This is a genomic window from Meiothermus sp. (assembly GCF_026004115.1).
In the GTDB taxonomy this organism is placed as follows: domain Bacteria; phylum Deinococcota; class Deinococci; order Deinococcales; family Thermaceae; genus Meiothermus.
Map to the genome: position 1 here is coordinate 1,256,750 of NZ_BPIM01000001.1, position 25,690 is coordinate 1,282,439.

Here is a 25,690-nt window from a genome sequence, read left to right on the forward strand (position 1 = left end):
GCGGTTGGCCGGGGCGTCTAACTAATATTTATACCGCACCTGCGGAATATACCCCCGCCAAAAAGTAGTTATGCCGCAGTGACGAATGCCGACAAACCAACCATGCTTTACTCATCCAAAAACCTCCTTCTTTTTGATCGCTGCGCTTAGGTTCGTCTCCCTTGCTTTTTTCGAGTACCAGACAGTTGTATTTGCATTATCACAGGTTTTACCCAAGCGGCTGTTTAGTTGACCAGCAGCCCATCTTCAGGGCCAGGCGGATCCGGCGCTCGAGCGCCGGGCTTCTACCTTCGGCGTGGTGTGTTTGCGGCTCACCGGGACTGCGGGTAGCGGTGGAGGGGGCTACCTGAGCGGCAAAAGCGCTGCAAACAGCCCCAGTGCCGCACCCCCACCAATCACCCAGACCACGTTCACCCCCCGGTAAATCAGGAACGTGGCGGCGGCCAGCAACGCAAACCAGCCGAGCCCCTCTACCCCTAGCTGCACAAGTACCAGCACCATGCTGGCGCTAAGGCCCATGCTGATGGGCACCAGGGCCTTGCGCAAAGCCCGGCTCCAGCGCGCCCGGGCCATCCAGTCCCAGCCTTTTACCAGCCACATGGCCCCCAGCGCACCGGGCAAAAACATGCCCAGCATGGCCGCCAATGCGCCCGGCAAACCGGCGGCATTCAAGCCGTAAAACAGCACCGCCAGCATGTTGGGCCCCGGCACAAACTGCCCCAGGGCAAAGCCGTCGGCAAACTGCTGGCCCGTGACCCAGCCGTTGCCGATAATGATCCGGGCCATCTCCGGCAGGTTGGCCATCCCCCCGCCAAAGCTCAGCACCCCAAAGCGCAAGAAGGCCAGGAAGACCGCCAGGGTTTCAGCCACGGGGCTCCACCTCCGAGCCGGGCCAGGCTTCGGCGGCCTCCGGCCAGTAGAGGGCCATGCCCACCGGCACAAACATGAGCAACACCAGGAGCAACGGCCAGTGCAGCAGACCATAGGTGGCAAAAACCCCCAGGGACAGCAAAACTGCCTTGAGCGAATCCAGCGCAATGGGGGCCTGGCGTAGCATGGTGGCCAGAATGAGCCCAATGGCCGCAGCCGCCACCCCGTTCAGGGCGCTTTCGGCCAGCGAGCCCGGCAGCGCGCCAAAGCGGAAGTAGGCGAGGCTCAGAAGCAGCATCAGCAGGGCGCCAGGGGTCAGCACGCCCAATAGGGCCAACACCCCCCCCACCACGCCCCCCAGGCGCATGCCCAGGTGGGCCGCGGTGTTTGCAAAGACAGGCCCCGGCAGGATGCGGCACAGTGCAGTAGTCTCCAGAAACTCCCGCTCGGCCATCCAGCCCCGCCGGAGCACCAGGGCCTGGTAGAGCTGGGCATTGCCCCCGCCCCCAAAAGCCACCAAGCCCACCTGCAAAAACGCCCAAAAAAGATGGCCAATGGGCACTTTCATGCCCCGGATGATACACTGTCCGGCGGTGCATTACGTTGTCGGTGACATTCACGGCTGCCTGCAAGCCCTCATCCGGCTCTTGCAGCGCGAGGGGTTGATAGGGGAGACGCTTCAGTGGACGGGTGGGGAGGCCCAGCTCTGGTTCCTGGGCGACTATGCCGACCGGGGCCCCAATGGCATTGGGGTGATTGAGCTTTTGATGAACCTCGAGCACCAGGCAGCAGAAGCCGGGGGCGCGGTGCACGCCCTCCTGGGCAACCACGACCTGATGCTGCTGGCCGCACACCGCTTTACCCAGGTCGAAATTCCCAGCTTCAAGCGCCAGGGGCAGCGCATGACCTTTTACGAAATCTGGCAGCGGGTAGGCGGCAAAGAGCCCGATTTCGAGCGATTGAACGAGAGCCACATTGAATGGCTGCAAAACCGCCCGGCCCTGGCCCGGGTCGAGGGCACCCTGCTGATGCACGCCGATAGTCTGTTCTACCTGGAGTACGGCGACAGCCTGGAGCAGATCAACCAGAGCCTGCGCGATATTCTGCGCTCGGATAGCGTTGAGGCCTGGGACGCGCTGGCCGAGCAATTTGCCAGTCGGTTCTCGTTCCTGAACGGGGGCATTGCCCTGACCGAAGAATTCCTGGGGCAACTCGGCGCAAGCCGCCTGATCCACGGCCACACCCCCATCTACAGCCTGATTGGCTATGCCCCCCAGATGGTGCTGTACCCGTTGGAATACAACGACGGCCTCTGCTTCAACGTGGATCACTGCTTGTGGAACGGAGGGCTGGGGTTTGTGCTAAACCTGAGCCAACTGAGCGCATAATGACTGCATATGCTGCCCTACCTTCAACTTTCGGGTTCCCCCTACGATCAAGGCCTGAAGCAAGGCATTGCCTGGGCCGACCGGATTGACCACAACCTGGGGCTCTATTTCCACCGCTTTGAGGTCGAGTGCAAGCTCTCCCCCCGCGAAGCCCGCGAACGGGGCGCGCGGTACTTGGAGGCCATCCGGCAGCAAAGTCCGGCCTATGCCCAGGGCCTCGAGGGCATAGCGGCGGGGTCGGGCCAGCCCCTAATCGACATTGCCACCCTCAACGTGCGCTACGAGATTGTCTACCACCAGTTCGGCCACGAGGCCCCCAACGGCTGCACCGCGTTTGCCCTCATGCCAGCCCACAGCGCCGACGGCCACCTCTGGATGGGCCAGAACTGGGACTGGATGGAGGGGGTGCAAGGCGCCCTCCAGCACATCACCGAGCCCGACGGTACAAGGGTGCTGGCCTTTACCGAGGCGGGCATCTTTGGCGGCAAGATTGGCCTTAACGCCCACGGACTGGGGCTTTGCATCAACGGCCTGGTCTCCAAGGGCGACCACTGGGCCGGGCTGGGCAAGCCTTTCCACCTGCGAACCTACGAGGCCCTGCGGCAAAAAACGCTTGATGATGCCAAAACGGCCATTGTCGAAAACCCCCGCACAGCTTCGGGCAACTTTCTGGTCGGCCAGGGGGGAAAGGCCCTGGACATAGAGGTTTCGCCCAGCGGCGTCGCCCTGTGGGAGGGCGAACGCCAGCTGGTACACGCCAACCACTACCTGGCCCCCGAGCGCTTTGGCATCGAGGTGCCGCCCATCGAGTGGCTCGACCGTTCGCACCACCGGGCCGAACGCCTCGACCTGCGGTTGCGCGAGGTCAACAAGCCCGGCCTAAAGGAGCTTCAGGCGGCCCTCTCCGACCGGGAGGGTGCTCCTTATGCGGTCTGCCGCACCGCCAGCCCCGAAGAATACGCGCTGGGTGAGCCCTACCGCACCATCGTTTCGGTCATCATGAACCTGGGCACCCTCGAGCTGTGGGTTTCCGACGGCCCGCCCCACGAGAACCCCTACACGCACTACCGGGTTTGAGCCACGCTCACCTCATGTCGTTCATCGAGCGCTACCATGACCCTATGGCCCACATCCAGGTAGCCCAGGGCGATATTACCGAGTTTGCGGGCGACGCCATCGTGAATGCCGCCAACAACCACCTGATCCTGGGCGCTGGGGTCGCGGGGGCCATCCGGCGCAAAGGCGGGCCCCGCATCCAGGAAGAATGTGACAGACATGGGCCCATTCGGGTTGGTGAAGCGGCCCTCACCGGCGCCGGAGCGCTGCCGGTGCGCTTTGTGATTCATGCGGCCGTCTTGGGCGACCAGCCCGCCAGCCTGCAAACCGTTCGAAGTGCCACGCGGGCTGCGGTTCTTCTGGCGCTGCAGCATAACTTGCGCAGGGTGGCTTTTCCCCTGCTGGGAACTGGTGTGGGCGGATTGGCGCTAGACGAAGTGATCGAAGCGATGCTGGACGAGCTACAGAACGCTCCCAACACCCTGGAAATCACCCTGTTTGGCTACAGCCCCTCCGATGCAGAGGCCCTCCAGCAGGCTCTGGCCCGCCACGGCTAGCCTTTGCGCAGGCTGCGAAACAGCCGGGCGGTATTGGCCGCCGCCGTCGCATAGAGCAAAGCCCCCACAAAGAAGGGAAGCCCGAGGAGCCAGGGCGGAAGGCCAGGTTTCGCAACCCAGGAAAGCAGAACCCCACCCAGCAACCCGCCTGTGGCCAACGTAAGGCTTTGCAGCCCAGAGAGGGCCCCTTGTAGGGTTCCTTGTTCTTTCGGCGAGACCTCGCGGGTCAGAAAGGACTGGATCAAGGGCTGGCCCAGGTTGCTGAGGGCGGCCAGCGCAATGGTGGCGTACATCATCCAGCCCTGGGTGGCCAGACCGTACAGGGTAAAGGCGAAAAAGCCCACGCTCTGGGCCAGGGTAAGCGCCCGTCGCTCGCCCAGTCGGCCCACTATGGGCCGAACCAGCCCGGCCTGCACAATCACACCGCCCAGGCCCACCAGAAACAGCGAAAAGCCCACCTCTAAGGGCTTCCAGTCGAACTTGTAGGCCGTGTACAGCACCCACACGCTTTGCAAAGCCCCAAATGCCAGGAAGATGAGCGTAAGACTAAAGGTCAGGCCGCGCAAAATGGGGGTCTTGCCCAGAATCGAGAGGGCCGTGAAGGGATTGAGCGATTTGGCTTGGGTGCTGCGGTTTTCCGGCCTGAGCGACTCGGGCAGCACAAAATAGCCATATAGAAAGTTGAGAAAAGCCAGGCCCGCGGCGAAGTAGAAGGGCAGGCGCAGGTCTATGTTGCCCAGCAGCCCGCCCACCACCGGCCCCAGCACAAAGCCCATCCCGAAGGTGGCCCCAATCAGGCCAAAGTTGCGGGCCCGCTCCTCGGGCCTGGAAATATCGGCGATGTAGGCGTTGGCGGTGGAGAGGCTGGCACCCAGGGCCCCGGCGATGACTCGAGCCAAAAACAGCACCCAGATAGACTGCGTCAGGGCCGCAATCAGATAATCGATGCCGGTGCCCAAAAGCGAGGCCAGCAACACCGGGCGCCGCCCATAGCGGTCGGAGAGCATGCCCAGAATGGGGCCGCATGCAAACTGCATCACCGCATACACCGCAAAAAACAGGCCGTTGAGCCGCGCCCCGGCCTCCACGCTACCCGCCAGGGTCTCGATAAGCTTGGGCAGCACCGGTATGACCAGCCCCAGTCCCATCACGTTGATCAGCACCGAAATCAGAATGAACGGTATAGAGGCGGTTCGAGCAGAAGCCATAACCGCGCCATTATGTCACCTCAAGGTTCGGCCAATAAGGAGCGCGCATATCCTTCCATTTGAGTCGAAGAAGCAGCACGATGAAGAAGCCACCTGTACAGGTTTAGTTTGAGTGCATGGGGTCGGATCTTGAACCATTTGACTTTGGCCATGGACTATCGGCTATACGCTATCGGCAGGGTAAGCTAAAAGCGTGCACCTGGAGAGCCTCGAGGACACCCGTACCCTGGGCCTAAAGCTCGCCAAGACCCTGCCCGAAGGCACCCTCGTACTGCTGACGGGGCCCATGGGCGCGGGCAAGACCGCTTTGGTGAAATTTATCGCCGAGGGCCTGGGCTTCAAAGGCGAGGTGACCAGCCCCACCTACACCCTGATTCACGAGTACCCCACCCCAGCGGGCCTGGTAGTGCACATCGACGCCTACCGCATGGCCGATCAGGAGGAGCTTTATCACCTGGGCCTGGAGGACTACCTGCCCGAGGCCCGCCTGGTGCTAATTGAGTGGGGTAAGCCCGAGGTATTTCCGGATAGCCTGGAAGTTCGCCTCGAGCCCACCGCGCAAGGGCGCAGCGTCGAGCTAATTCCCCACGGGCATGCACCAGCAATAGCTTTGCTATAGCCCTGGAACGCAAAACTCCCACATCCTGACTGGCTTCTTCCTGCAGGCCGCGCATTCTGGGGGGCATTGGCCGCTTCTGACAAGAACCGTTTTTCGTTTTATAATCCATCTCGACCCATCGAGGTTTGTGGCAAATCCCGAAGGAGGAAGTCTATGAGAATAGTCCTGCTAACCCTGTTTGCCCTATGGGGTGCAGCCCTGGCCCAGGGTCAGATCACCATCACCTACTGGCAATATGATTTCAGGAGCAAGGTGGAGGCGGTCAACGAGCTGATCAAAAAGTTCGAGGCTGCCAACCCCGGCATCAAGGTACAGCACCAGACCTTTCCCTTTGACGCCTACCAGCAAAAAGTGGCTTCGTCTATTCCGGCCGGCCAGGGGCCCGATGTGGTCAACCTGTTCTATGGCTGGCTGCCCACCTGGGTCAAGGCCGGGTATTTGCAACCCATGCCCGCCGAATATACAAAGGTGCTGGATAGCGAGTTCTCGAGCCTGGCCCAGGCGGCCAAAGTAGGGGGCAAGCTCTACGGTATGCCCACCGCGGTGCGTTCGCTGGCTCTTTTCTACAACCGCGACCTGCTGAATGCCGCCGGCTTCAAGACCCCCCCTAAAACCTGGGATGAGTTCCTCAGCATGGCGGCCAAGCTGACCGTCAAGGACGGCAACAAGTTCACCCAACTGGGCTACGCCATGGCCCCCGATGGCCAGGACCACCACCTGGTGCGCGAGGTACTCATCCGGCAGTTTGGTGGGCGGCCTTACTCTGACGACGGCCGCAAAGTGCTCTACGACAACGCAGCCGGGCTCAAAGCCTTCACCTTCTACACCGACTGGCTCAAGAAGTACAACGTGGGAACCCTGGGCAACCAGTTCTTCCCCGGCAACAACGCCTACCGCGATGCTTTTATCGCTGGCAAGGTAGGCATGATTATTGATGGCTCTTTCGCCATCGGCACCATCCGCAATGGAGCCAAGTTCAACTGGGGTGTAGCCGAGTTGCCTATAGAAAAAGCCGGGGCCCGCAAAGTGAACTACGGTTCCTTCTGGATGCACGGCCTGACCCCCCTGGCCACCGGGCCCAAACTGGCCGCTTCGCTCAAGTTCCTGGAGTTTCTGGTCTCCGAGGAGACCCAGCGCTACTGGCTCGAGAAGGTGGGCGAACTGCCCGCCCGCAAGAGCCTGATCAAAGACCCTAAACTCACCCTGGATAAGGTGTACGGCCCCTTTGTCATTTCGCTGTCCTATGCCAAAGCCACCCCGTTTGTGGACGAGATCGGGCAGCGCAAGGTGATGACCGACGCCATTAACCGGGTGCTCCTGGAAAACAAAGACCCGGCGGAATCCTGGCGTAGCGCAGCCGCCGAAGAGCAAAAGCTGCTGGACAACTTTTGGAAGTAAATGGTCTGAAGTTCATGGCTTGTAGCTTGTGGGTAAAGCACAGGCTGCAAGCTCTCTCTTATCCGCCTTTTTATGAGACCACCTGAACCCGCCCAACGAAGGGTGTCGCTGGCGACCCGCGAAGCGCTATGGGCCTTTGCCTTTCTGGCCATCCCACTGGCTTTCTTCCTGTTTATCCGCATCTGGCCAGCGTTTCAGGCGCTGTGGCTCTCGCTGTTCGACTGGCACGCCGACCCCAGCAAGCGGCCTTTTGTGGGGCTGGAACACTACGAGCAAATGTTGAGTGACCGGCTTTTGCTCAAAGCCCTGCAAAACACGCTGGCCTATACCCTGCTCGGCGTACCGCTACAACTGCTGCTGGGGCTTGGTATTGCCCTCCTGCTGAATGCCGTGACCCGGTTTCGGGATGTGTTTCGGGCCATCTATTTTGCCCCCTATGTCACCCCAGCCGCAGCCATTGCCTGGGTCTTTAGCTGGATGCTCTCGCCCAACTTTGGCATCGTCAACGAGATTTTGAGTGTGTTTGGCATTCCACCCCAGCCCTTTCTGACCAAGCCCTCCCAGGCCCTGGCCACCGTGACCCTGATTGTGGTGTGGCAAAACCTGGGCTTTCAGGTGGTGCTCTTTTTGGCGGGTTTGCAAAACATCCCGCGCGACTACTACGAGGCCGCCCGCATCGATGGGGCCAGCAACTGGCAACTGTTCCGTCACATCACCTTTCCCCTTCTGAACCCGGTGATGGTCTTCTCGGCGGTGATTGGCACCATCGGCTTCTTGCAGCTTTTTACCCAGGTGGTGAACCTCAACTTCACTGACCAGGGCGGGCCGCTCGGTTCTACCTTGACGCTGGCCCTCTACATCTACCAGGTGGCCTTTGCCCGCTTTGAACTCGGCTACGCAGCGGCCATTACGGTTTTGCTGTTTGTGATCATCCTGAGCATTACCCTGGTGCAACTGCGGCTGTTGTCGCGGCGGGTGGAGTACTGATGAAGCGCCTGTCTACCTTCTTGATTTACGCCCTGCTGATTCTGGGCAGCCTGGTAATGTTTTTTCCGTTTGTGTGGATGTTCCTGACCTCCCTCAAACCTTTTGCCGAAATTTTCGAGCTCCAGGTATGGCCCCAGGCCCCCACCCTGGACAACTACCGCGAGGTGCTCTTCAAAACCCAGTTTCCCCGCTGGTTCTTGAACAGTCTGATTGTCGCGGGCATTACCACGCTCTCGGTGTTGTTCTTCGACTCGCTGGTCGGCTATGCCCTGGCCAAACTGCGCTTTCCCGGCAAGGGTCTGATTTTTGTGCTGATTCTGTCCACCCTGATGGTGCCTACCGAGATGCTTGTGATCCCCTGGTATGTGATGAGCACCGAGTACGGCTGGAGCAACACCTACTGGGGCCTGTTGTTTCCGGGCATTATCAGCGCTTTTGGGGTGTTTTTGATGCGGCAGTTTTTCGAGACCCTGCCCACCGACCTGCTGGACGCCGGGCGCATAGACGGGCTAAGTGAGTTTGGGGTGTTCTGGCGGATTGCTTTCCCGCTGGTGCGGCCGGCCCTGGCGGCTTTGGGTATTTTTACCTTCCTGGGCAACTGGAACGCTTTTTTGTGGCCGCTGATCGTGGTGCAGACCGCCGATATGCGCACCATACCGGTGGGGGTGGCGCTGTTCTCGAGCGAGGCCGGCACCGCCTGGAACCTGATCATGGCGGCCAGCAGCTTAGCGGTGCTGCCGGTGCTCTTGGTATTCCTGTTCTTCCAGCGCCAGATTATCGAGGGGGTGGTGCTGACGGGGGTAAAAGGCTAGAAAAGCCTTCGCAAACAAGCCGGCGCATTGTCTGCTACGAAAGCAACCTCTACCGTAGCACCTCGAAGGCGGTAATCTATTTTCCATGAACAAAGCCATCGGGCGCTTCTTTGGGCAAAAGTACCGCTGGCAAGTGGTTTGCTTTGTGGCCGGAGTCCTGGTGGGCGTGATGTTTGCCAACTGGTTCCGTAGTATCGTCACCGTAGTGTTCGTAGCAGGGGTGTTGCTGGCGCTGTACTTCATCTGGGTCTACTTCGATAAGCTCAAAAAGCAGTAGCGGCAGGCCCTTTGCTAGCTCCTTCCAACGCACGATGATGGAACTCATGACCCCCGCCCCCATCCTGGACACCCCGCCCGCGCACCTGCCCACGGGCAACCTGGATATTCACGTGGAGGCCAGCCCCAACGCCCCTTCGATTGCCCGTATCGGGGTGGCCTCACTTGCACTGAATGGGCTTTTGGACTGGGTGGGGGAGCCGCTGCTGGAGGTCTCGGGGAAGGGCTGGAAGCTCTCGCGCACGGCGGACTGGATTCCGGTCTGGGAAAACGAACACCTCAGCGCAACGCTGCTGGCCCCTTTTGGCGAGCGGGGGCTGGCGCTGCGTTTGGAGCCCCGCACCCCCGGGCCTATTCAAGTGGCCGGCAACCTGGAATACCTGGGCCTGCGGCGCTTTCGAGAGGAAAAACTGGACGCAACCTTCCGTGTTTCGCACGATGCCTGGACGGGCAGCTATGTACTCGAGGCCCGCACCGAGCGCACCCTGCTGGCCCTGGGCTTGCAGGCCGACACCGCCCCCAGCCGGGCCGACTGGGGGCCGCAGTTTGTGCTCGAGTGGGCGTCCGGCCCGGTCACGCTCTACCTGGGCCTGGCCCCCGAGGCCGACGGCGCCCGCACCACCGCCCTGCACTTGCGCCGGGTGGGCTGGGACAACCTGCTGCGCCAGACCCTGCACAAGCTGGCCTTGCTGGCAGGCCACTACAGCGGCCCGCTCTACGAGGTCTACCGGCGGCACCTGATTTTCAGCTACTTCTACGCCCAGGCCAATACTCTGGAGGGCGAGCCGGTGCTGCTCACCTCGCGCAGCCCGCACTACTACGTCTCGGGGGCCTACTGGGCGCGGGACGGGCTTTTGTGGTTCTTTCCGGCCTTGCTCAAGGCCGACCGCAAGCGGGCCAAAGAGGTACTCAAGGCGGTCTTCCGCCGCTTTGCCCGCTGGCCGGGGGAGCACGCCCAGTACCTGAGCGGGCCGCCTTTGTACCCGGGCTTCGAGCTCGACCAGGCCGCGGCCTATCCGTTAGCGCTGGCCCGCTACCTGGAAGCTACCGGCCCCAACCCCGAACTCGTCGCCGAGTTGCGCGAACCGCTGGAGTGGGTGTTTGAGCGTGTGGCCCAGGAAAAACACCCTTCCCTCTCGCTTTACCGCACCTTCCTCTCCCCCACCGACGACCCCGTGCCAGAGCCCTACCTAACCTACGACAACGCCCTGTGGGCGGTGGCCCTGGAGCGCCTTTCGCCCTACTGGCGGGAGTCCGAAACGCTCAAGCACGAGGCCCGCGCCCTGCGCGAGACCCTCTACCGCCAGGCCGAGCGCAACGGACGTTTTGTGTTTAGCTTTGAACCGGGGGGCAGCCACACCTTTGCCGACGAACCGGCAGGCAGCCTGCTCTTGCTGCCGCACCTGGGCTTTTGCAACCGCCAGGACCCCATCTGGCAGGCCACCGCGCTCTGGGTTCTGGGGAACGACAACCCCCACCACTACAAAGGGCGCTTTCCCGGCGAGGGCTCGGCGCACTTTCCTTTTCCCTCGGGCTTTGGCCTAGCCAACCGGATTTTGTCGGGATTGATGCGGCCTGCGGGGGATGCCCTGATGGTGCTCGAGCAGGCCCCTTTAGACCAGGGCTACGCCTGTGAGTCCTTCGACCTCGAGACCGGCCAGGCCCGCACCGGGGTAGGGTTTGCTGCGCTGGCCGGTTTTATCGCCTATGCGCTCGCGGCCAGCAAAGAAGGCCGGTCTCCTGTCTAGCGCATGGGTAATACCAGATTCAAAAGAAAGTCATTCAAAGCAAAAAATCCAGAGGCTATCTTTTTGAATCCTAGAGCACTCCTTTCAGTCGGGTTAGTTTGTCATTGAACAGTGACGAACTAACCGAATCTGGTATAGCTTGTTTTGCGGCATGTTTTGAAGCACGTTGCTTGCCCAAAATTGCATGTGCAGCTCTTTGGGAGGCACTGAAGTGCATACTGAATTCTTGGCTGCTAAGTACGACAACGTTAGGAATTTGCTCTACCCGAAAAGGGGAGCCCATAAGCCGCGCCGCTTTAAACACCGGCCACTTCTTTCGCCGAGACCGTCACCGCAAAAATCTAATGTGGGCGCACTTAGACCACTAGCCATTCAGGCTGTTTGCCACATCATCAGCAACAGCACCGCGGTTCCGATCAGCGCCACCGTCAGGGCCGCCGTGCGGGTCTTGCGAAAAAAGAGCGAAAGCCCAAAACCGGTCAGGGCCACCAACAGCAAGAACCCGCCCGAAAGGTCGATTAGCCAGGCCCAGGCCCGGCCCGCGTCGCGCCCCCGGTGCAGGTCGTTAAGCACCGCCACCGGGCCCTGGGCCACCACCTTCAGGGTGTAGCTGCCGTCCTGGCGGTCGATAAAGGCGTCGGCAGCGTAGGCCGGCCCGCGGAAGCTGATGGAGGCTTCTTGCTGGTTGGCCTGGGTATCGCTGACCCGGCCTTTTAGGCCGTGGGCTGCCCGCAGGGCCTCGGCGGTTTGCAGCCAGTCTACCTGCCCATCCCGCTGCCAGTTGTGCGGCAGGGTACCGCTATAGGTGTGGGTGGTCTGGGCGGTGCCCCACACCCACTCGGGGTGGTTCAGGGTGATGCCGGTAGCAGCGAAAAAAAGCACCGCCAGCAGGCTCAGCATGGAGGCATACAGGTGCAGCCAGCGGGCCAGCGCGTAGGCCCGGGTACGCAGGGGCTTTGAGAGCTTCTCGCTGTGGGCAACTTCAACCCTGCCGATCATAGCTCAAGCTCACCTCCTTCAGTTCGCTGGCCACGCTGTAGCTGCGTTTGAAGGGGGTCTGGGCCAGGGTAACTTTTTCGCGGAAGAGTTCGTAGGGACCGTGTTCGCGCACCAGCTCCACGCATACGTAGTAGTCGCCCTGGCTCACCAGGTTGCCCTTATCGTCCTTGCCGTCGAAGCTTAGGGTGTAGCGCCCCGGCATGCGGGTCGGGCCCGAGACGGTCTCGGTCAGTTCGTTGCTACGGTACCAGCGCTTGAGTTCGTTGAGCCAGCGCGGGCCCTTGCGGGACTGTTGAAACCAGACTGCCAGGGTACGCACGGGCAGGCCCTGGGCGTTTTCGAGCCAGACCGCCACATAGGGCGGACGGTAGCGAGACCCGCTACCCACATACTCAAAGGTGATGTCCAGCTTCATGCCGGCCCACTTAGCCTGGGCCAGGCCCCGCCCAGCCCACAGGGTCAGGAGCAAAGCGGCGGTGCGGTAGATGAAGTTTCGACGGCTAATAAAGCTGTGTTGCATGGGTATCTCCTCCATGGTTAGTGAATTTGTTGTTGCTCAAAACGGGGGTTGCTGTGGGTCTGGCCGTTGGCTTCCACCAGCAAACAACCCACCCCGAAGACCTCGGCCAGGGCCAGGCTCAGCATGGGCTCGAGCACACAAAAAGCCGTGGCCAGCACATCGGCGGCGGCTGCGCTGGGGGCTACCACCGTAGCCTGCAGCACCTGGGTGGCGGGCCGGGCGGTGCGGGGGTCAAAGAGGTGGGCCCCCCGCTGTGAGCGTCCGCTGGTGGCCACGCCTTGGTTGCAGATCCAGAGCCGGGCCAGCGGCGGTGCATTGTCGGCAGGGCTATAGGGATGGGCCACCGCCACCCGCACCCGTTGCTGTCCCAGGTGCCGCAGGTCACCCCCCAGGCTGAGCAGTACCTCGAGCCCACCCGCTTGCAAAGCTGCCTGGGCTGCCCGGTCGGCGATGAGCCCTTTGGCCAGGGCATTGAAGGTCAGGGGCAGGGGAGTGCGTTTGTGGGCTACGGGGCCCTCGAGGTGCCACAAAGGGCCCTGGAGGTTGGCCCGCAGGGCTTCGAGTTCGGCCTCGCTGGGCTGGGGGTTTGGCCGGTACAGGGCCTCAAGGGCAGCAGCCGCCGGGTTGAAAGCCCCGTAGGTATGGGCCATCCAGCTCTCGGCCTGGCGCAACAACTCCCGGAGTTCTGGCGAAAGCCGCGCCGTGCCCAGGGCCTGCCAGCGCGACAGCTCGGAGGTGGGCGAGAAACTGCTGTAGATGCCCTCGAGGCGCTCAATCTCGGCCAGCACAACCGCTTCTGCGGCGCGCGCCTTTGAGGGGCCATCGGACATTAGTTGCAGCTCGAGGGCCGTCCCCAAGACCCCTTCGTAGCGAACGAAGTAGCGTTGGGGGCGCGTCTTGAACAAGGTGTGGAAAGCCAAGGGCATAGAATCTCCCGACCGTGGAGCAGCATCTCAAGAGGGCGCGATGGTTTGATAAACACCTTATGAAGATTGAGTGAAGATCCTACAGAACGCATATCCTCCAAAGCACAGCTTGAAGGAGGCAGGTAACAAATTGCTAACAAGCAGTAGGGAACCCCCTTTCGGAAAAGGACTTGGAGCGGCGCCTGTGGCGAGGGCATCGGATCATCGAGAGCGCCTTTTCCAGCCTGGATCGACTGGGGCTGAGCGAACGCCCCTACCGCAAGACCCGGGGGCTGATCTTTCACATCTATGCGGTGTTGCTGGGCTATGGTCTGCGCATGCTGATGAAGCACGAACCCGCCTGGAGGCTCCTGATCTCTTATGGACGCAGGCTGGAGATCGGGTGGGGTCGTTTTTCCGAATTGGGGTCCTACAGATTAAGCCCAATATCGAAGGTCGCGGCATAACCGGCCCCGTTCGAGGTCAGGTTGAGCAACAGTTGGCTCCCGCCGCTGCGGTAGATGCCGTCGTTGGCGTTGCGGGTGCGGGTGCCCACCTTAAGGTAGGGTGGGTTGGCAAAAATGCGGTCGCTCAGGGCGTCGTCGAAGAAGAGCTGGGAGGTGAAGTCGCGGTTCTGGTAGCGGATTTTGAAGTGGATGTGCACGGTGCGGCCCGGATACCAGCCGGGGTAGATGGTGGTGAACTGGGCTACCCCCTGGGCATCGGTGATCTGGTGGCCGCGCAGCCACTTCTGCCCCCGGGTATCGGCAAAGCGATCCTGTACGCCGGAGTAAATGCCCTGGGCGTCGCACTGCCAGATATCCACCATCGCGCCCGGTAGCAAGGTGCAGCCGCCGCTCGAGACCCTCGAGACCACAAAACGCAACACCAGCGGCACCCCAGGCTTTACCAAGCCCGTGCTGGGGTCGGAGCGGATGTCCGAGCGGTTCAACTGGGTATCCACAAAGTAGGGCCCTTCGGTGAGGGCCGGGCGCACGATGCACGAGGGCAGCGGCGTGTTTTGCGCAGAGGCCCTGGGCCCGATGAGCGCGCCCACCCCAGCCAGGCCACCCAGTCCCAGCACCGAAAGCACCTCGCGGCGGCTCAAAATTCTTCCGATGGGTTTGTCATCGTTGTCCATAGGGGTCTCCTGTACTGCATTCTTGTAGCAAACTGCGGTGAAATGGGTTAAGGCCGGATGCACCGCACCCGGCCTGGTTCCATCAGCCACCCAGGTTCTTCTTCAGGGTCTCGAACTCGGTTTGGCCAATCTCCCCTTTGGCATAGCGCTCGCGGGCAATCTCCAGGGCCCGGTCGGGGGTCGGCTGGGTTTGTCCCGAGGTGGGGCTGCGCAACAGCCGCACCATCAGCACCCCCACCAGCGCAATAAGCCCAAGCAGCAGCAGAATCCACAGCAGGTCGTCTACCAGACCCCAGCCGTAGTGGCCAAAGCCATCCCAACGTCCGCGGTGATCGATCATCCACATGGGTTTCCTTTACACATAGGGCGTGTGGTCGGTGGTTCTACCACACGCTTTATACCTCAACTCATACCAGATTCGGTTGGTTCGTCACCCTTCGGTGACGAACCAACCCGACCGAAGGGAGTGCTCTAGGATTCAAAAAGACAACCTATGGGTTTTTGAACTGTCTTTTTGAATCCGGTATCAAAGGGCCTAGCGCCACCAACCCCTGGGCCCCCGTCCATCGCGGCCGGCTAGGCCCATGCGCAGCTGTACCGGCTGGGCCGCAAAGGCTTTGGCCACCGCCTGGCTGCTGGCTTTGAGGGTGTTGGCCTCCTGGGCGGTCAGACGCCCGGTCTGCACGGCCTGGTCAATGGCCTGGTTGCGGGCCGTCACCAGGGCGGCCTCGAGGGCGGCGGGAGTTTTGCCGAGTTCGGTCGCAAGCTGGGCCAGGGTCTTGGTGCCGCCGCTCAGAACCGCGAGTTCGGCGGGGGTCACACCCAAAAACTGCGCCGCGCTAAAGTACAGGTTACCCATCGGACCCCTGGGCGCCTTCATCCGTTGCATGGGCTGGGCCGGTGCGGGCTGGGGGGCTGGGGTTTGCTGGGCAAAAGCGCCCGCCAAGGCCAGACTCGAAACCACCAAGAGGGTTTTCATGCTTTTGTTCATACTCGTCCTCCTTCTGGAAAGCCCTTCTTGCTTTCCCGTAAAGAAGTTTGCGGCAGGGCGGTTACCGGACAGTTATGGCTTGCTGAGAGGGTTTCTCATCCAAAGAAGTGCCTTCTGCAGGGCTCCAGTAGGTCTTGCCCGAGGTGTTGCAAAAAACTATCGACGATTAAGGGTTATGGAGCGGGGTCGGGCGCAAGGCCCAACAGGGGTTGGTGGGGCGGCGCATCTACGAAGTGGCCTCGAGCCCGCCATAACCCCCCCATAACCCCTAGAATGCAGACTGGAACCATGCGGCTTTTGCTGGTTGAAGACGAACCCAACATTGCCCGCCCGGTCCTGCGGGCCCTGGAAGCCCAGGGCCACCAGGTTCGCCATGCAGCGGATCTGAGCACAGCACGGGCGCTTTTAGCCGAGGCCGAACCCGATTTGATGATCCTGGACGTGCGCCTGCCGGAGTCGGAGGACGGAGGGTTTATCCTGGCCAAAGAGGCCCGCAGCGCCGGGTATAAGGGCCCCATCCTGTTCATGACCGCCCGCGATGCCCTTTCCGACCGGGTGATGGGCCTGGATGAAGGCGGCGACGACTACGTGGTCAAGCCCTTCGACCTGCCGGAGCTTTTGGCCCGGGTGCGGGCTTTGCTGCGCCGGGTGAGCGAGGTCAAGCAAAGCCGGGTGCAGCATGGCCCCCTCGAGCTCGACCTGACCGACCGGAGCGTGCGCTGGGCCGGGCGGGGGGTGGATTTGAGCCCCCGCGAGTATGCTTTGCTGGAGCGGCTGGCCCTGTTTCCGGGGCGGGTGTACAGCCCCGAGGAGCTGCTCGATCTGGTCTGGGGCGAGGAGGCCTCCGACCCGGGGGTGGTGAAGGTGTGCGTGCACCACCTGCGCAATAAGCTAGACCCCCAGGTCGTGCGCACGGTGCCGGGGGGCTACAGGCTGGGGATAGAACCATGAGCCTGCGTCTGCGCCTGGCCCTGTTCATCGCCCTGGCCATCGCCCTGGCCCTGCTGGTGCAGGGGTTCTTGGGTTATGCCAGCTTCGAGCGCCTGCAGATGGGCAACCTCGAGCGCGAGCTAGGCGCCTATCTGGGCCGTATCACAGACCAGTTGGAAGGCCGCCGGGGCCCCCGCATGTTCCGGCGGGATCGGGATAGCGATGAAACCCGGTTTTTGCGCCCGCCGGAGCGCCTGCGCGAAAACGATCCACAGCTTTCCCTTCCCAACCCCGCCCCGCCCGGCACGGTCGCGAGTGCCCGGCTGGTGCGGGAGGGGCAGGTGTGGCGGGAGTGGGGGAGCTTTCCCGAGGCCATTCCACCGAGCGAAAGCCCCGAGCCCCGCCTCGAGCAAAACTGGCTCTACCAAAGCGTGCGCCTGGGGCCAGAGGTCTATCTGCAGGGGGCCATCGAGGCCAGCCAGGTTCGGGCCAGCCTGGCCGGCTACCAGCAGACGGTGCTGTTCACCGCACTGGTGGTGGCGCTGCTGGGGGCCTGGGTGGCCTGGCTGGTGAGCGGGCCGGCCCTGCGGCCCTTGCGCCATCTGCAAGAAGCCACCCGCCGGGTGGCCGACTCGGGCGACCTGAGCCTGCGGGTGCCCGCCGAGGGCAGCGGGGAGCTTTTGCAGCTCAGCCAGACCTTCAATCAGATGCTCGAGCGGCTCTCGGCCTTTCGAGAGCGCGAGACCCAGTTCACCCGCAACGCCGCCCACGAACTGCGCACACCCCTAACCGCTGTACGCCTGCAACTCGACTCTCAGCAGCAAGGGCTGGCCTCACCTGAAGAAACCCTGGCCGTAGTGCGCGAAGAGGTCGAGCGGATGAGCCGCCTGAGCGAGTCGCTCCTGACCCTGGCGCGGGAGGGGCGGGGGCAGAAGGTGGGGCTGGATCTGGCCCAGCTTGCCCAAGAGGTGGCCGCGCGGGCCGGCGCATCCTATCGAGGGCCCGAGACCCTGAAGCTCACCGGCGACCCCCTCCTGCTTGCCCAGGCGCTAGAAAACCTGTTGAACAACGCCCAAAAGTACGCACCCGGGGCGCCTGTGCAGGTGGAACTCGAGCCCGCTCCCGACCCGGCTTTTGTCATCCTGCGGGTGCGCGACGAGGGGCCCGGCATGCCTCCGGAGGTGCTGGCGCGGGCCACCGAGCCCTTTTACCGGGCGCCGGGGGTTCGCGTGCCCGGCCATGGGTTGGGCCTCTCGGTGGTGGCCCAGGTGGCCCAGGCCCACCAGGGCCGGCTGGTACTTTTGCCCAACCGTCCCCAGGGCCTCCAGGCCGAGCTCTGGATCAGGTGGGCTTGAGGGGTAGCTGCAACTCGAACAAGGCCCCCCCTTCGGGGCGGTTCTGGGCGCGCACCTGTCCGCCCTGCAGCTCTACCAGGGTCTTGACGATGGAAAGCCCCAGGCCACTCCCACCGGTGGCCCTCGAGCGCGAGGCTTCGGCCCGGTAAAAGCGGTCGAACACCTTGTTCAGGGCCTCTTCGGGGATACCGGGGCCGCTGTCCAGCACCCGCAGGTAGGCCCGGGTGGTATCGGCCCTCACCTGAAGAACAATCTGCCCCCCCGCAGGGCTGTGTTCCAGGGCGTTGGACAGCAGATTGCCGATGACCTGAGCCAGCCGGTCGGGGTCGGCCTGAACCGGTACGGGCTGGTCGGGAAGCTCTAGCTCGAGCTGCACCTGCCTGGCCTCGAGCGCAGCCCGGAAGGTTGCGGCCATCCGGCCTGCCTGTTCGGCCAGGTTTAGCGGTTGCAGCAGCAGGTTGAGCCGTCCGGCATCGGCCAGCGAGAGGGTGCGCAGGTCTTCGACCAGGCGGGCCAACAGCCTGGCCTGGTGGTGCAGGCGGTCGATCTCGGCCATCTCCAAAGGCATCACCCCGTCCTGGATGGCCTCCAGACGGCCCTGCATCACCGTGAGGGGGGTGCGCAGTTCGTGGGCAATATCGGCAATCATGGCCCGCCGCTCGGCCTCGAGGCGCTCGAGCGAGGCGGCCATGTGGTTAAAGTTACGGGCCAGCCGGGCCACTTCATCCTCGCCCTGGGGCGCGGGAATCCGCACCGAGAGGTTGCCCTGGGCCAGGTGGCTGGCCGCTGCCGAGATGGCCTCGATGGGGCGGGCCATGCGGCGGGCAAAGACCAGCGCCACCAACACCCCCAGGGCCGTAGCCACCAGGCCAGCAATCAGCAGGTTTTGCTGCAAGCGGGCCTCCAGGCTGGGCCGCCGCAGGCGGGGCGGGGCCTGAAGCCGCACCGCGGGTGCGCTGGGGTCATCGGTGGTAATCCAGAAGACCGGATTGGGGTTGTCGGGGCTCTCGGAAGGCCGCATCCGCACCCGAATTTCGCGACCTTCCGCCAACATCTGCCGCAGCTCAGGGGTCAGGCTCAGGCTGGGCGGGCGGCCCTCGTTGCGCCGCAGGAAGTCCCGCACCTCGGCCGGTAGTTCCCGAAAGGTACGCTCCCGCTGGAAGGTATTCAGGGCCACCGTCAGCAAGCTGGTGGCGACCGCCACCAGGGCCATCAGGAGGCTCAGGCGCACTTCGATGCGATTCAACCAATACATAGCCCAAGGTTTCGGCGCGCCAGTTGGTTCAGGCCTCGAGCCACAGCCGATACCCCACCCCCCGCACCGTCTGCAGAAGGTTAGCGCCCCCGGCGGCCTCGAGCTTCCTGCGCAGGTTCTTGAGGTGCACGTCCACCACCCGCTCCAGGGCGTTGGACTCAGGTAAGGCCGCCTCCAGCAGTTCGGCCCGGGTAAAAGCCTTGCCCGGGGTGCGGGCCAGGGTCTCCAGCAGCCGGAACTCGGTGGGGGTGAGCTCCAGGCGTTCTCCCCCCAGCTTTGCCAGCACTTTTTCGCTATCAATCTCCAGAGGCCCCACCCGCACAATGGACTTATTTGCTTCGGGGGGCGCACTTCGGCGCAGCACCGCCTTGACCCGGGCCACCACCTCGCGGGGGCTGAAAGGCTTGGTGATGTAGTCGTCGGCGCCCAGCTCCAGGCCCAGCAGCTTGTCCAGGTCTTCGGTACGGGCGGTTAGCAGAATCACCGGGGTGTGGCCGTTATTCCGGATGCGGCGCAGCACCTCGAGGCCATCCATCTCCGGCAGCATGATGTCCAGAAGCACCAGGTCGGGCCGGGCCACCCGTATCAGGTTCAGGGCCTGTTTGCCATCCAAGGCCCGCTCGGTACGGAAGCCCTCCCGCCGCAGGTAGCCCTCGAGGATCTCGGCAATCTCTGGTTCGTCTTCGACCACCAGTACCAGTGCCACCGGTTCCAGTGTATCGGTAGACCCGGTCATGAAAACAGTCTGTGGGCAGGCTGTAAAGGGCTGCGGTGGAATTTATGTAGATTTCAAGAAGCCCACCCTTCCCAAACCTGACCCGCCGGTCAATAATGGGCTTTCGTGACGCTGCCCGCAGGCGAGCCCCGCCGTTCGCAAAACCTGGCCATCTGGGAGGGCATGCTGGCCATCCTGTTCATCAACTGGAGCGCCGGCGTGGTCATGACCGGCTACGCCCTGTGGCTGGGGGCGCCCCCGGCGGCCCTGGCCATTCTGGGTGCGCTGCCCATGGTGGGGCAGATGGCCGCCCCCCTGGCCCTTTTTTTTCGGGGCAGCCGCAAGGATCTGAGCGCCAACCTCTCGGTTTTCGGACGCGGCCTGTTTGTGTTGGTGCTGTTCGTACCGCTCATGCCCGAACCCTGGCGCATTCCCGGCCTCTTGTTGATAGCCGCCCTATCGCAGCTCGCTGTCGCCCCCGTCAACGTGCTATGGACGGGCTGGATGGCCGATCTGGTGCCAGAAAAACAGCGGGGGCGCTACTTCGGTCTGCGCAACGGGGTGCTGGGCCTGGTCGGCACCCTGGGCAACCTGGTGGCGGGTAGCCTGATTGATGCGCTGGGCAAGCCCTGGGGGTTTTTGCTGGTGCTGGGGCTTGGGGTAGCGGCAGGCGTGAGTGCCACCTTCATTTTGCGAAAGCAGTACGAACCTCCCACTACTAGCGCACCCCCCCGCTTCGACGCATTTATCCACCCCCTTTCCGACCGGCGCTTTCGGGGGTTCCTGGGCTTTGTGGTGCTGTTTTTGGGCGCGGTGAGCGTGGGCGGGCCGTTTGTGTTTCCGCTTTTCCTGGAGCATGTCCGCATGAGCTTTACCCAGGTGGGCCTCTGGACGGTGATTGCTGCAAGCTGTGGGCTGGTGCTGAGCCCCTTGTGGGGCCGCCTGGCCGACCGGATTGGTCACTGGCAGGTGTTGCTCTTAAGCAGCAGTGTAGCCGCGCTGGTGCTCCCCCCGCTCTGGCTGCTGGGGGGGGCGGGCCGCCTCGAGACCATCTGGGCCGCCGCCGCCTTCGATGCGGTGGCCTGGGGCGGCATCGGCACCGCCCTCACCAACGTGGCGCTGCAAAGTGCGCCCCCCGAAAAGCGCAACCTCTATCTGGCCTGGTACTGGATGGCCTTTGCGGTAGGGGGCATTATGGGCTCTCTCTTAGGGGGGGTATTGGGCAGCCTGCACACCCAGTTAAAGCTCTTCCCCAGCCCCTACCACCTGCCCATCCTGGTCTCGATGCTTTTACGGGTGGTGGCCGTGTACTACCTGGGGTGGCGCATCCGGCGCGATAAAAGGCGAGCTGCGGGGCTCCTGGCCCCCACAGCAGGCTCTACAAATCGAGGGCCCACGTGAAGTACCCCTGCCACCCAGGCATCTTTGGTCTTTTCGCACCACAAGAAAAGCGGCCCTGGGGCCGCCTTTCGCGATGAGTTGAGGGCTTACTCGAGGCCCGACAGCCTGCGGTTTTTGGCGATGTAGTCATGCCACTGCTCGGGCACATCTTCTTCGGGGTAGATGGCCGAGACCGGGCAGGCCGGCACACAAGCGCCGCAGTCAATGCATTCGTCGGGGTGGATGTAGAACTGGTCTCCACCGTCGTAGATGCACTCCACCGGGCAGACTTCGACACAGGACTTGTCCTTGGTGCCGATGCAGGGTTCAACAATTACGTGGGGCATGGTTTTCCTCCATTGGTTGGCTTGGGGTTTTTGGACAAAGCAAAGCCGCCAAACTGAGCCTTATTCTAAGGAATTCTGGGAAAAGTCAAGGGGTATGCGAAAGCTATTCCGCAAAATGTTATAGAAAAGAGGGGGTGTGGGGGAGCTATAAAACCCATCCCCTTCAGGGGTGGGATACATGGACTCCCCCACGTGCCCCGCAGGGGCACATAGCACGATGGGTGGCCGATCTGCTAGAATTGTGCCTGGAAACAAAAGTTTCCGGGGTTCTTGAGAGTACAGGTATGGGGTTCCGCCCACGAAGCGCTGGGCGGGTAAAACCTGTAGCGTAGACCTCGGACGTGTGCGGCGAAAACCAAGCCGTGCATCAACGTCCGAACTACCGTGGGGCACACGGGAAGTCACGCTTGGGGAGAGGGTGTAAGACCTACACATCGTGGGCAGTCCTCGTTGAACCAAGAATCCCACCGGCTTTAGCTGTGGGAGTGTCAATCTGTCGGAATGCGGCCCTAACCTGCCGCGGGCCATTCAGGTATGAGTCTAGACCCCGTTGATTTTCTAAAGGGCGCCCTCGAGATTCCCTCGGTCTCGGGGCAGGAACGCACGGTGGCCCAGTACCTGGCCGAAGGTATGAAAAAGCTGGGCTATGCCAAAGCCTGGGTAGACGAGGCCGACAATGCCCGGGGTCAGGTGGGCACGGGGCCGATGCAAGTGGTGCTGCTGGGCCACATCGACACCGTGCCGGGGATGGTGCCGGTGCGGCTCGAGGGCGACAAGCTCTTTGGCCGGGGTTCGGTGGACGCCAAAGGGCCTTTTGTGACCTTTGTGCTGGCCGCCGCCGGGCTTCCTGAAGAGGTCTTGCGAAAGCTCACCATCCACGTAGTCGGGGCCACCGAGGAGGAAGTGCCCAGCTCCAAAGGCGCCCGCTACGTGGTGGACAAGCTCAAGCCCGACTTTGTGGTGATTGGGGAGCCCTCGAGCTGGCAAGGCATCACCCTGGGCTACAAGGGCCGCCTGCTGGTGCGGGTGCGGCGCGAAAAGGACAACTTCCACTCCGCCCACCACGAGCCCAACGCCGCCGAGGAGCTGATCAGCTACTTTGTCAGCATCAAGGCCTGGGCCGAGGCCATGAACGGGGGCCAGGGGCCTTTCAACCAGGTGCAGTACAACTTGCGCGACTTCAAAATCGAGCACCCCGACAACCGCCAGCTGGCCGAGATGAAGTTTGACCTGCGCCTGCCCCCCCGGCTTTCGGTCGAGGAGGCCATCCGCCACCTTTCAGCCTATGCCCCGCCCATCCTGGATCTGGACTTCTCCGGGCGCGAGGTGCCCTATGTGGGCCCCAAGGACACCCCCCTCACCCGTGCCCTGCGGCTGGGTATCCGGCAGGCGGGCGGCGAGCCGGTGTTCAAATACAAAACTGGCACCTCCGACATGAACATCGTGGCCCCTCACTGGAAAGTGCCCATGGTGGCCTACGGGCCGGGCGACTCCACCCTCGACCACACCCCCAACGAGCATGTGGAAATCCCCGAGTTTTTGAAGGCCATCGAGGCTTTGCGAGCAGCCCTTACGCGGCTGGCGAAGTAGGTGAGGGTGCCGAAAACCCAAAGCCGAAGGCTCAAGGCCAGCGAAAGCAGCCTATCTACCGTCCGTAGTCGATGGCTGTGCAGCGGATGTGCCGAACGGGGGCCTTAGGCTTCCGCTCCAAAACCCACCTGCCGCAGGGCTTCATAAAGCCCCACCCCCACCGCTACGGCCAGGTTGAGCGAGCGCCCGCCTTGGCCGGGCATAGGGATGGTGACGCTGGGAAAGCGCCCCAGCACCTCCGGCGGTAAGCCCCTGCTCTCCGGGCCAAAGAGCAGGTAATCGCCCGGCCGGTACTGCACCTCGGTGTAAAGCCGCGGCACCTTGCTGCTAAAAGCCCAGACCCGGCTGCCCTGGGGCAAAGCTTCCAGAAAAGCCTGCCAGGAGTCGTGCAGAACGTAGTCGAGCGCGGGCCAGTAATCCAGCCCGGCCCGCCTGAGCTTGGGGCTATTCCACTGGAAACCCAGCGGGCGCACCAGGTGCAGCGCGGCCCCCGTGGCTGCACAGGTGCGGGCAATGTTGCCGGCGTTTTGCGGGATTTCGGGCTGGTAGAGGACTACCTTGAACATGCCCCGAATTTATCGCACTTAGGCCCCATACCCGGGGGCCATTTGATTAAGGTGCGGTGCGGCAGGTAACGGCAAAAAGGGGTAAAAGGTAACGTCTTGGTGTGCATTTTGCACCAGGATCACCCCCTGGCTGATGCTACCTTCGAGGGAATGGCTGAGGGGTATCCCGAAATTGGGCTGATGCTGCTGGCAACTGCTGTCGGCCTGGTGCTGTGGTGGCTGGCCCAAGGTGAGCCGGTATGGCGCTGGGCCAGTTTGGGGATGCTGGCCTGGGGGCTTCAGACCGGGGTTGGGCTGCTCGAGCGCACCCAGGGCCTCGAGGCCCCCTTCACACCCTCCCAGGCGCTGCTGCTTGTTGCAGCCCTGGCCTGGAGCGCCAACCTGCGTCAGCTAAAGCCCACCGAGCCGCCCCGCCTGACCCTGGCCCTGATGCCCCTTCTGCTGGCAGCGTTGGCTGGAACGCTTTACTGGGTGCCCTCGCGTTTTGCTGAGGTCGTCTGGCTGGTCGATTGGCTACCGATGCTCTTTGCGCTGCCCTTACTGGAGGCTGCCCTGCGGGGGCGGGCCAGCGAGGCCCGGCTGGTATGGGGCTTGGGGCTGCTGCTCAAGGCAGGGGGTAGCCTGGCCCTGGGGTGGTTGGACGGGGCAGCGGGGTTTGTGTATGTTGCCTGGGCCCTGGGCTACATCCTGATCGGCTGGGGAGGCTACCTCGAGGCCAAAGACGAGCGTATCGGTAAGGTTTTGTTGGGGTTTATCCCGACCGCCCTGCTTTGCTGCCTGGTGCTGCTGGGCATAGGGCTGGGCCAGGCCAACCATGCCTTTGGGCCGCTCATCCTGGCCGGGTGGGGATATGCAGTTTTGCTGGCCCTGGGCGGGATTGGACTGGTCATCTACCAGCGCATCAGCAACGCTGAGCGCCAGCTGGAGTTGTGGATCAACTTGCTCGAGACCCTCTCCAGCAAAAGTCAGTCTACCCAACACCTGATTCCCGAAGGGGTTTTACAAAGCGTTCTACACGGCCTGAAGCCGCTTTATGGCAACCTGGTGGGGCTGGAGGTACGTTCGGATGTGACCGTCCGGGCAGGCCAGAGCGGCCCTTACGTGCATACCTTTGAGCTGGCCCTCGAGCACCCCGCCGAAGGTCGGCTCTACTTTTCCGGCCCCCCCAGGGACGAGCGGGGGCTGGAAGCCCTGGCTCCTTTGCTCACCGAGCGACTGCGGCTCTCCCTGACCCTCAACGAATGGCGCAGCAAAGCCTACACCGACCCCCTCACCGGCCTCTTGAACCGCCGGGGATTTGAGCGCCAGATGCAGCGGCTGATTCGCCTGGCGGGCGAGCGGGGCAAGCCCCTAACCCTAGCCCTGCTGGACATAGACCACTTCAAGCGGGTCAACGACACCTATGGTCACCCGTTGGGCGACGAGGTGCTCAAACAACTGGCCGAGTTGCTGCGCAAGGCAAGCCGGAGCGACGACCTGGCCGTGCGGCTGGGGGGTGAAGAGTTTAGTCTGGTGTTGTTTGGGGCCGACCTCGAGGATGCCTACCGTGTGTTGGAGCGCATCCGGGCCGAGGTGCGGGCCTTGCGCATTAACCCAATTGGCTGGAACCTGAGCATCTCGGGCGGTTTGGCCGGTGGGGAGATTCCTCCCTCGATGGCCACCGTGCAGCGCTGGCTCGAGCAAGCCGACCAGGCGCTTTACGAGGCCAAGCAAGCGGGCCGAGACCGGGTCTATCCCCTTCCCACCTCTACCCTGGTGTTGCAGGATTTGCTCGAGCAATAGGGCGCTCTTCACAAATATTGAGCCCCCAGGATAGGGAGTCCTTTGTCCCAGAGCGGTTCTAACGAATGCCCAGCACGTCATTATTTGCCGTGCTCGGTACATTACAGTGCTTTTTGCGTAATGGTGGAAACTGCGGCACGGACTACGGTTGATAAGAAATCCGTTTATTTCGTTACCTAATTTTCTGAACAATCACCCAAAATGCTGATGCTCGAAAGAAGAGGTCATGACAGAGGGTTTCGCTTCAGATGAGCACTGCCCCCACCCGACCTCCCCCGCTGGGGGAGGAAAAGGA

General features: G+C 62.7%; 28 protein-coding genes. 15 read left to right on the plus strand and 13 right to left on the minus strand.

All coding sequences use genetic code 11. From position 1 onward, the window contains the following. Window positions 1-342 precede the first annotated feature (342 nt). Together Q0X23_RS05950 and Q0X23_RS05955 are read right to left on the minus strand one after the other, a co-directional pair. Complete coding sequence (locus Q0X23_RS05950; protein WP_297859452.1) at window positions 343-870, minus strand: chromate transporter; 528 nt, start codon at window positions 868-870, stop codon at window positions 343-345. Next, window positions 863-1,438, minus strand: coding sequence for a chromate transporter (locus Q0X23_RS05955; RefSeq protein ID WP_297859453.1), 576 nt, complete (start codon window positions 1,436-1,438; stop codon window positions 863-865). The genes Q0X23_RS05950 and Q0X23_RS05955 overlap by 8 nt, the downstream gene beginning before the upstream one ends. 25 nt (window positions 1,439-1,463) lie before the next feature. Between Q0X23_RS05955 and Q0X23_RS05960 the strand changes: the two genes are divergently transcribed. From Q0X23_RS05960 to Q0X23_RS05970, 3 genes are read left to right on the plus strand one after another with little or no spacing between them, the layout of a single operon-like run. After that, window positions 1,464-2,258, plus strand: a complete 795-nt coding sequence (locus tag Q0X23_RS05960; protein WP_297859454.1) for a metallophosphoesterase family protein — start codon at window positions 1,464-1,466, stop codon at window positions 2,256-2,258. Window positions 2,259-2,267: 9 nt separating this feature from the next. Next, on the plus strand, window positions 2,268-3,335 hold the full coding sequence (locus tag Q0X23_RS05965; RefSeq protein WP_297859455.1) for a C45 family peptidase: 1,068 nt from the start codon (window positions 2,268-2,270) through the stop codon (window positions 3,333-3,335). Window positions 3,336-3,379: 44 nt separating this feature from the next. Next, on the plus strand, window positions 3,380-3,871 hold the full coding sequence (locus Q0X23_RS05970) for a macro domain-containing protein (protein WP_297861174.1): 492 nt from the start codon (window positions 3,380-3,382) through the stop codon (window positions 3,869-3,871). Here Q0X23_RS05970 and Q0X23_RS05975 read toward each other — a convergent pair. Beyond that, window positions 3,868-5,079 carry a TCR/Tet family MFS transporter gene (locus tag Q0X23_RS05975; RefSeq protein ID WP_297859456.1) on the minus strand — a complete coding sequence of 404 codons (1,212 nt, stop codon included), beginning with the start codon at window positions 5,077-5,079 and terminating at the stop codon, window positions 3,868-3,870. The genes Q0X23_RS05970 and Q0X23_RS05975 overlap by 4 nt on opposite strands. 193 nt (window positions 5,080-5,272) lie before the next feature. On the opposite strand from Q0X23_RS05975, the gene tsaE reads away from it, so the two are divergent. The 6 genes from tsaE to Q0X23_RS06005 all read left to right on the plus strand — a co-directional run bounded on the left by tsaE (window position 5,273) and on the right by Q0X23_RS06005 (window position 10,919). Beyond that, window positions 5,273-5,698 (plus strand): tRNA (adenosine(37)-N6)-threonylcarbamoyltransferase complex ATPase subunit type 1 TsaE, encoded by a 426-nt coding sequence (gene tsaE / locus Q0X23_RS05980; protein WP_297859457.1) that lies wholly within the window; start codon window positions 5,273-5,275, stop codon window positions 5,696-5,698. A 153-nt stretch (window positions 5,699-5,851) separates the two neighbouring features. Then, the gene (locus Q0X23_RS05985; protein WP_297859458.1) at window positions 5,852-7,096 is read left to right on the plus strand and encodes an extracellular solute-binding protein; all 1,245 of its coding nucleotides are present in this window, start codon (window positions 5,852-5,854) and stop codon (window positions 7,094-7,096) included. 72 nt (window positions 7,097-7,168) lie between these two features. Then, complete coding sequence (locus tag Q0X23_RS05990) at window positions 7,169-8,083, plus strand: carbohydrate ABC transporter permease (protein WP_297859459.1); 915 nt, start codon at window positions 7,169-7,171, stop codon at window positions 8,081-8,083. Further along, complete coding sequence (locus tag Q0X23_RS05995; protein WP_297859460.1) at window positions 8,083-8,895, plus strand: carbohydrate ABC transporter permease; 813 nt, start codon at window positions 8,083-8,085, stop codon at window positions 8,893-8,895. Before Q0X23_RS05990 ends, Q0X23_RS05995 begins: the two co-directional genes overlap by 1 nt. A gap of 85 nt (window positions 8,896-8,980) precedes the next feature. Next, window positions 8,981-9,172: a hypothetical protein gene (locus tag Q0X23_RS06000; RefSeq protein WP_297859461.1), complete on the plus strand. Its 192-nt coding sequence runs from the start codon at window positions 8,981-8,983 to the stop codon at window positions 9,170-9,172. Between the two features lie 34 nt (window positions 9,173-9,206). Continuing rightward, window positions 9,207-10,919 carry a glycoside hydrolase family 125 protein gene (locus Q0X23_RS06005; RefSeq protein WP_297859462.1) on the plus strand — a complete coding sequence of 571 codons (1,713 nt, stop codon included), beginning with the start codon at window positions 9,207-9,209 and terminating at the stop codon, window positions 10,917-10,919. A gap of 372 nt (window positions 10,920-11,291) precedes the next feature. Here Q0X23_RS06005 and Q0X23_RS06010 read toward each other — a convergent pair whose 3' ends face one another. From Q0X23_RS06010 to Q0X23_RS06020, 3 genes are read right to left on the minus strand one after another with little or no spacing between them, the layout of a single operon-like run. Beyond that, complete coding sequence (locus tag Q0X23_RS06010; protein WP_297859463.1) at window positions 11,292-11,918, minus strand: PepSY-associated TM helix domain-containing protein; 627 nt, start codon at window positions 11,916-11,918, stop codon at window positions 11,292-11,294. Then, a complete protein-coding gene (locus Q0X23_RS06015; protein ID WP_297859464.1) occupies window positions 11,902-12,438 on the minus strand; it encodes a DUF2271 domain-containing protein in 537 nt (178 codons plus the stop codon). The genes Q0X23_RS06010 and Q0X23_RS06015 overlap by 17 nt, the downstream gene beginning before the upstream one ends. A 17-nt stretch (window positions 12,439-12,455) precedes the next feature. Beyond that, entirely contained in the window at window positions 12,456-13,364 is a 909-nt protein-coding gene (locus Q0X23_RS06020; RefSeq protein WP_297859465.1) for an FAD:protein FMN transferase, read from the minus strand. Between the two features lie 170 nt (window positions 13,365-13,534). Here Q0X23_RS06020 and Q0X23_RS06025 point away from each other — a divergent pair, with 170 nt between their 5' ends. After that, complete coding sequence (locus Q0X23_RS06025; protein WP_297859466.1) at window positions 13,535-13,810, plus strand: hypothetical protein; 276 nt, start codon at window positions 13,535-13,537, stop codon at window positions 13,808-13,810. Here Q0X23_RS06025 and Q0X23_RS06030 read toward each other — a convergent pair. From Q0X23_RS06030 to Q0X23_RS06040, 3 genes are all read right to left on the minus strand, one after another. Beyond that, on the minus strand, window positions 13,774-14,484 hold the full coding sequence (locus Q0X23_RS06030) for an intradiol ring-cleavage dioxygenase (protein WP_297859467.1): 711 nt from the start codon (window positions 14,482-14,484) through the stop codon (window positions 13,774-13,776). The two genes, Q0X23_RS06025 and Q0X23_RS06030, sit on opposite strands and share 37 nt — an antisense overlap. 82 nt (window positions 14,485-14,566) lie before the next feature. Beyond that, window positions 14,567-14,824, minus strand: a complete 258-nt coding sequence (locus tag Q0X23_RS06035; RefSeq protein WP_297859468.1) for an SHOCT domain-containing protein — start codon at window positions 14,822-14,824, stop codon at window positions 14,567-14,569. Between the two features lie 195 nt (window positions 14,825-15,019). Continuing rightward, window positions 15,020-15,475: a hypothetical protein gene (locus Q0X23_RS06040; RefSeq protein ID WP_297859469.1), complete on the minus strand. Its 456-nt coding sequence runs from the start codon at window positions 15,473-15,475 to the stop codon at window positions 15,020-15,022. Between the two features lie 288 nt (window positions 15,476-15,763). Here Q0X23_RS06040 and Q0X23_RS06045 point away from each other — a divergent pair, with 288 nt between their 5' ends. Continuing rightward, window positions 15,764-16,426, plus strand: coding sequence for a response regulator transcription factor (locus tag Q0X23_RS06045; protein WP_297859470.1), 663 nt, complete (start codon window positions 15,764-15,766; stop codon window positions 16,424-16,426). Continuing rightward, window positions 16,423-17,760 (plus strand): HAMP domain-containing sensor histidine kinase, encoded by a 1,338-nt coding sequence (locus Q0X23_RS06050; RefSeq protein WP_297859471.1) that lies wholly within the window; start codon window positions 16,423-16,425, stop codon window positions 17,758-17,760. Before Q0X23_RS06045 ends, Q0X23_RS06050 begins: the two co-directional genes overlap by 4 nt. Here Q0X23_RS06050 and Q0X23_RS06055 read toward each other — a convergent pair. Both Q0X23_RS06055 and Q0X23_RS06060 read right to left on the minus strand, forming a co-directional pair. Beyond that, on the minus strand, window positions 17,747-19,015 hold the full coding sequence (locus Q0X23_RS06055) for a cell wall metabolism sensor histidine kinase WalK (protein WP_297859472.1): 1,269 nt from the start codon (window positions 19,013-19,015) through the stop codon (window positions 17,747-17,749). The genes Q0X23_RS06050 and Q0X23_RS06055 overlap by 14 nt on opposite strands. Window positions 19,016-19,043: 28 nt before the next feature. Continuing rightward, window positions 19,044-19,751 carry a response regulator transcription factor gene (locus Q0X23_RS06060; protein WP_297859473.1) on the minus strand — a complete coding sequence of 236 codons (708 nt, stop codon included), beginning with the start codon at window positions 19,749-19,751 and terminating at the stop codon, window positions 19,044-19,046. A gap of 105 nt (window positions 19,752-19,856) precedes the next feature. Here Q0X23_RS06060 and Q0X23_RS06065 point away from each other — a divergent pair, with 105 nt between their 5' ends. Further along, window positions 19,857-21,131 (plus strand): MFS transporter, encoded by a 1,275-nt coding sequence (locus tag Q0X23_RS06065; RefSeq protein WP_297859474.1) that lies wholly within the window; start codon window positions 19,857-19,859, stop codon window positions 21,129-21,131. Window positions 21,132-21,217: 86 nt separating this feature from the next. Here the strand turns inward: Q0X23_RS06065 and Q0X23_RS06070 are convergent, their stop codons facing one another. Further along, the gene (locus tag Q0X23_RS06070; protein WP_295398708.1) at window positions 21,218-21,457 is read right to left on the minus strand and encodes a ferredoxin; all 240 of its coding nucleotides are present in this window, start codon (window positions 21,455-21,457) and stop codon (window positions 21,218-21,220) included. Between the two features lie 534 nt (window positions 21,458-21,991). Here Q0X23_RS06070 and Q0X23_RS06075 point away from each other — a divergent pair. Continuing rightward, window positions 21,992-23,047 carry a [LysW]-lysine hydrolase gene (locus Q0X23_RS06075; protein WP_297859475.1) on the plus strand — a complete coding sequence of 352 codons (1,056 nt, stop codon included), beginning with the start codon at window positions 21,992-21,994 and terminating at the stop codon, window positions 23,045-23,047. 104 nt (window positions 23,048-23,151) lie between these two features. On the opposite strand, the gene Q0X23_RS06080 is transcribed toward Q0X23_RS06075, so the two are convergent. Next, window positions 23,152-23,613, minus strand: coding sequence for a tRNA (cytidine(34)-2'-O)-methyltransferase (locus tag Q0X23_RS06080; RefSeq protein ID WP_297859476.1), 462 nt, complete (start codon window positions 23,611-23,613; stop codon window positions 23,152-23,154). A gap of 150 nt (window positions 23,614-23,763) precedes the next feature. Here Q0X23_RS06080 and Q0X23_RS06085 point away from each other — a divergent pair, with 150 nt between their 5' ends. Further along, window positions 23,764-25,395: a diguanylate cyclase gene (locus tag Q0X23_RS06085; protein WP_297859477.1), complete on the plus strand. Its 1,632-nt coding sequence runs from the start codon at window positions 23,764-23,766 to the stop codon at window positions 25,393-25,395. Window positions 25,396-25,690: the final 295 nt, after the last annotated feature.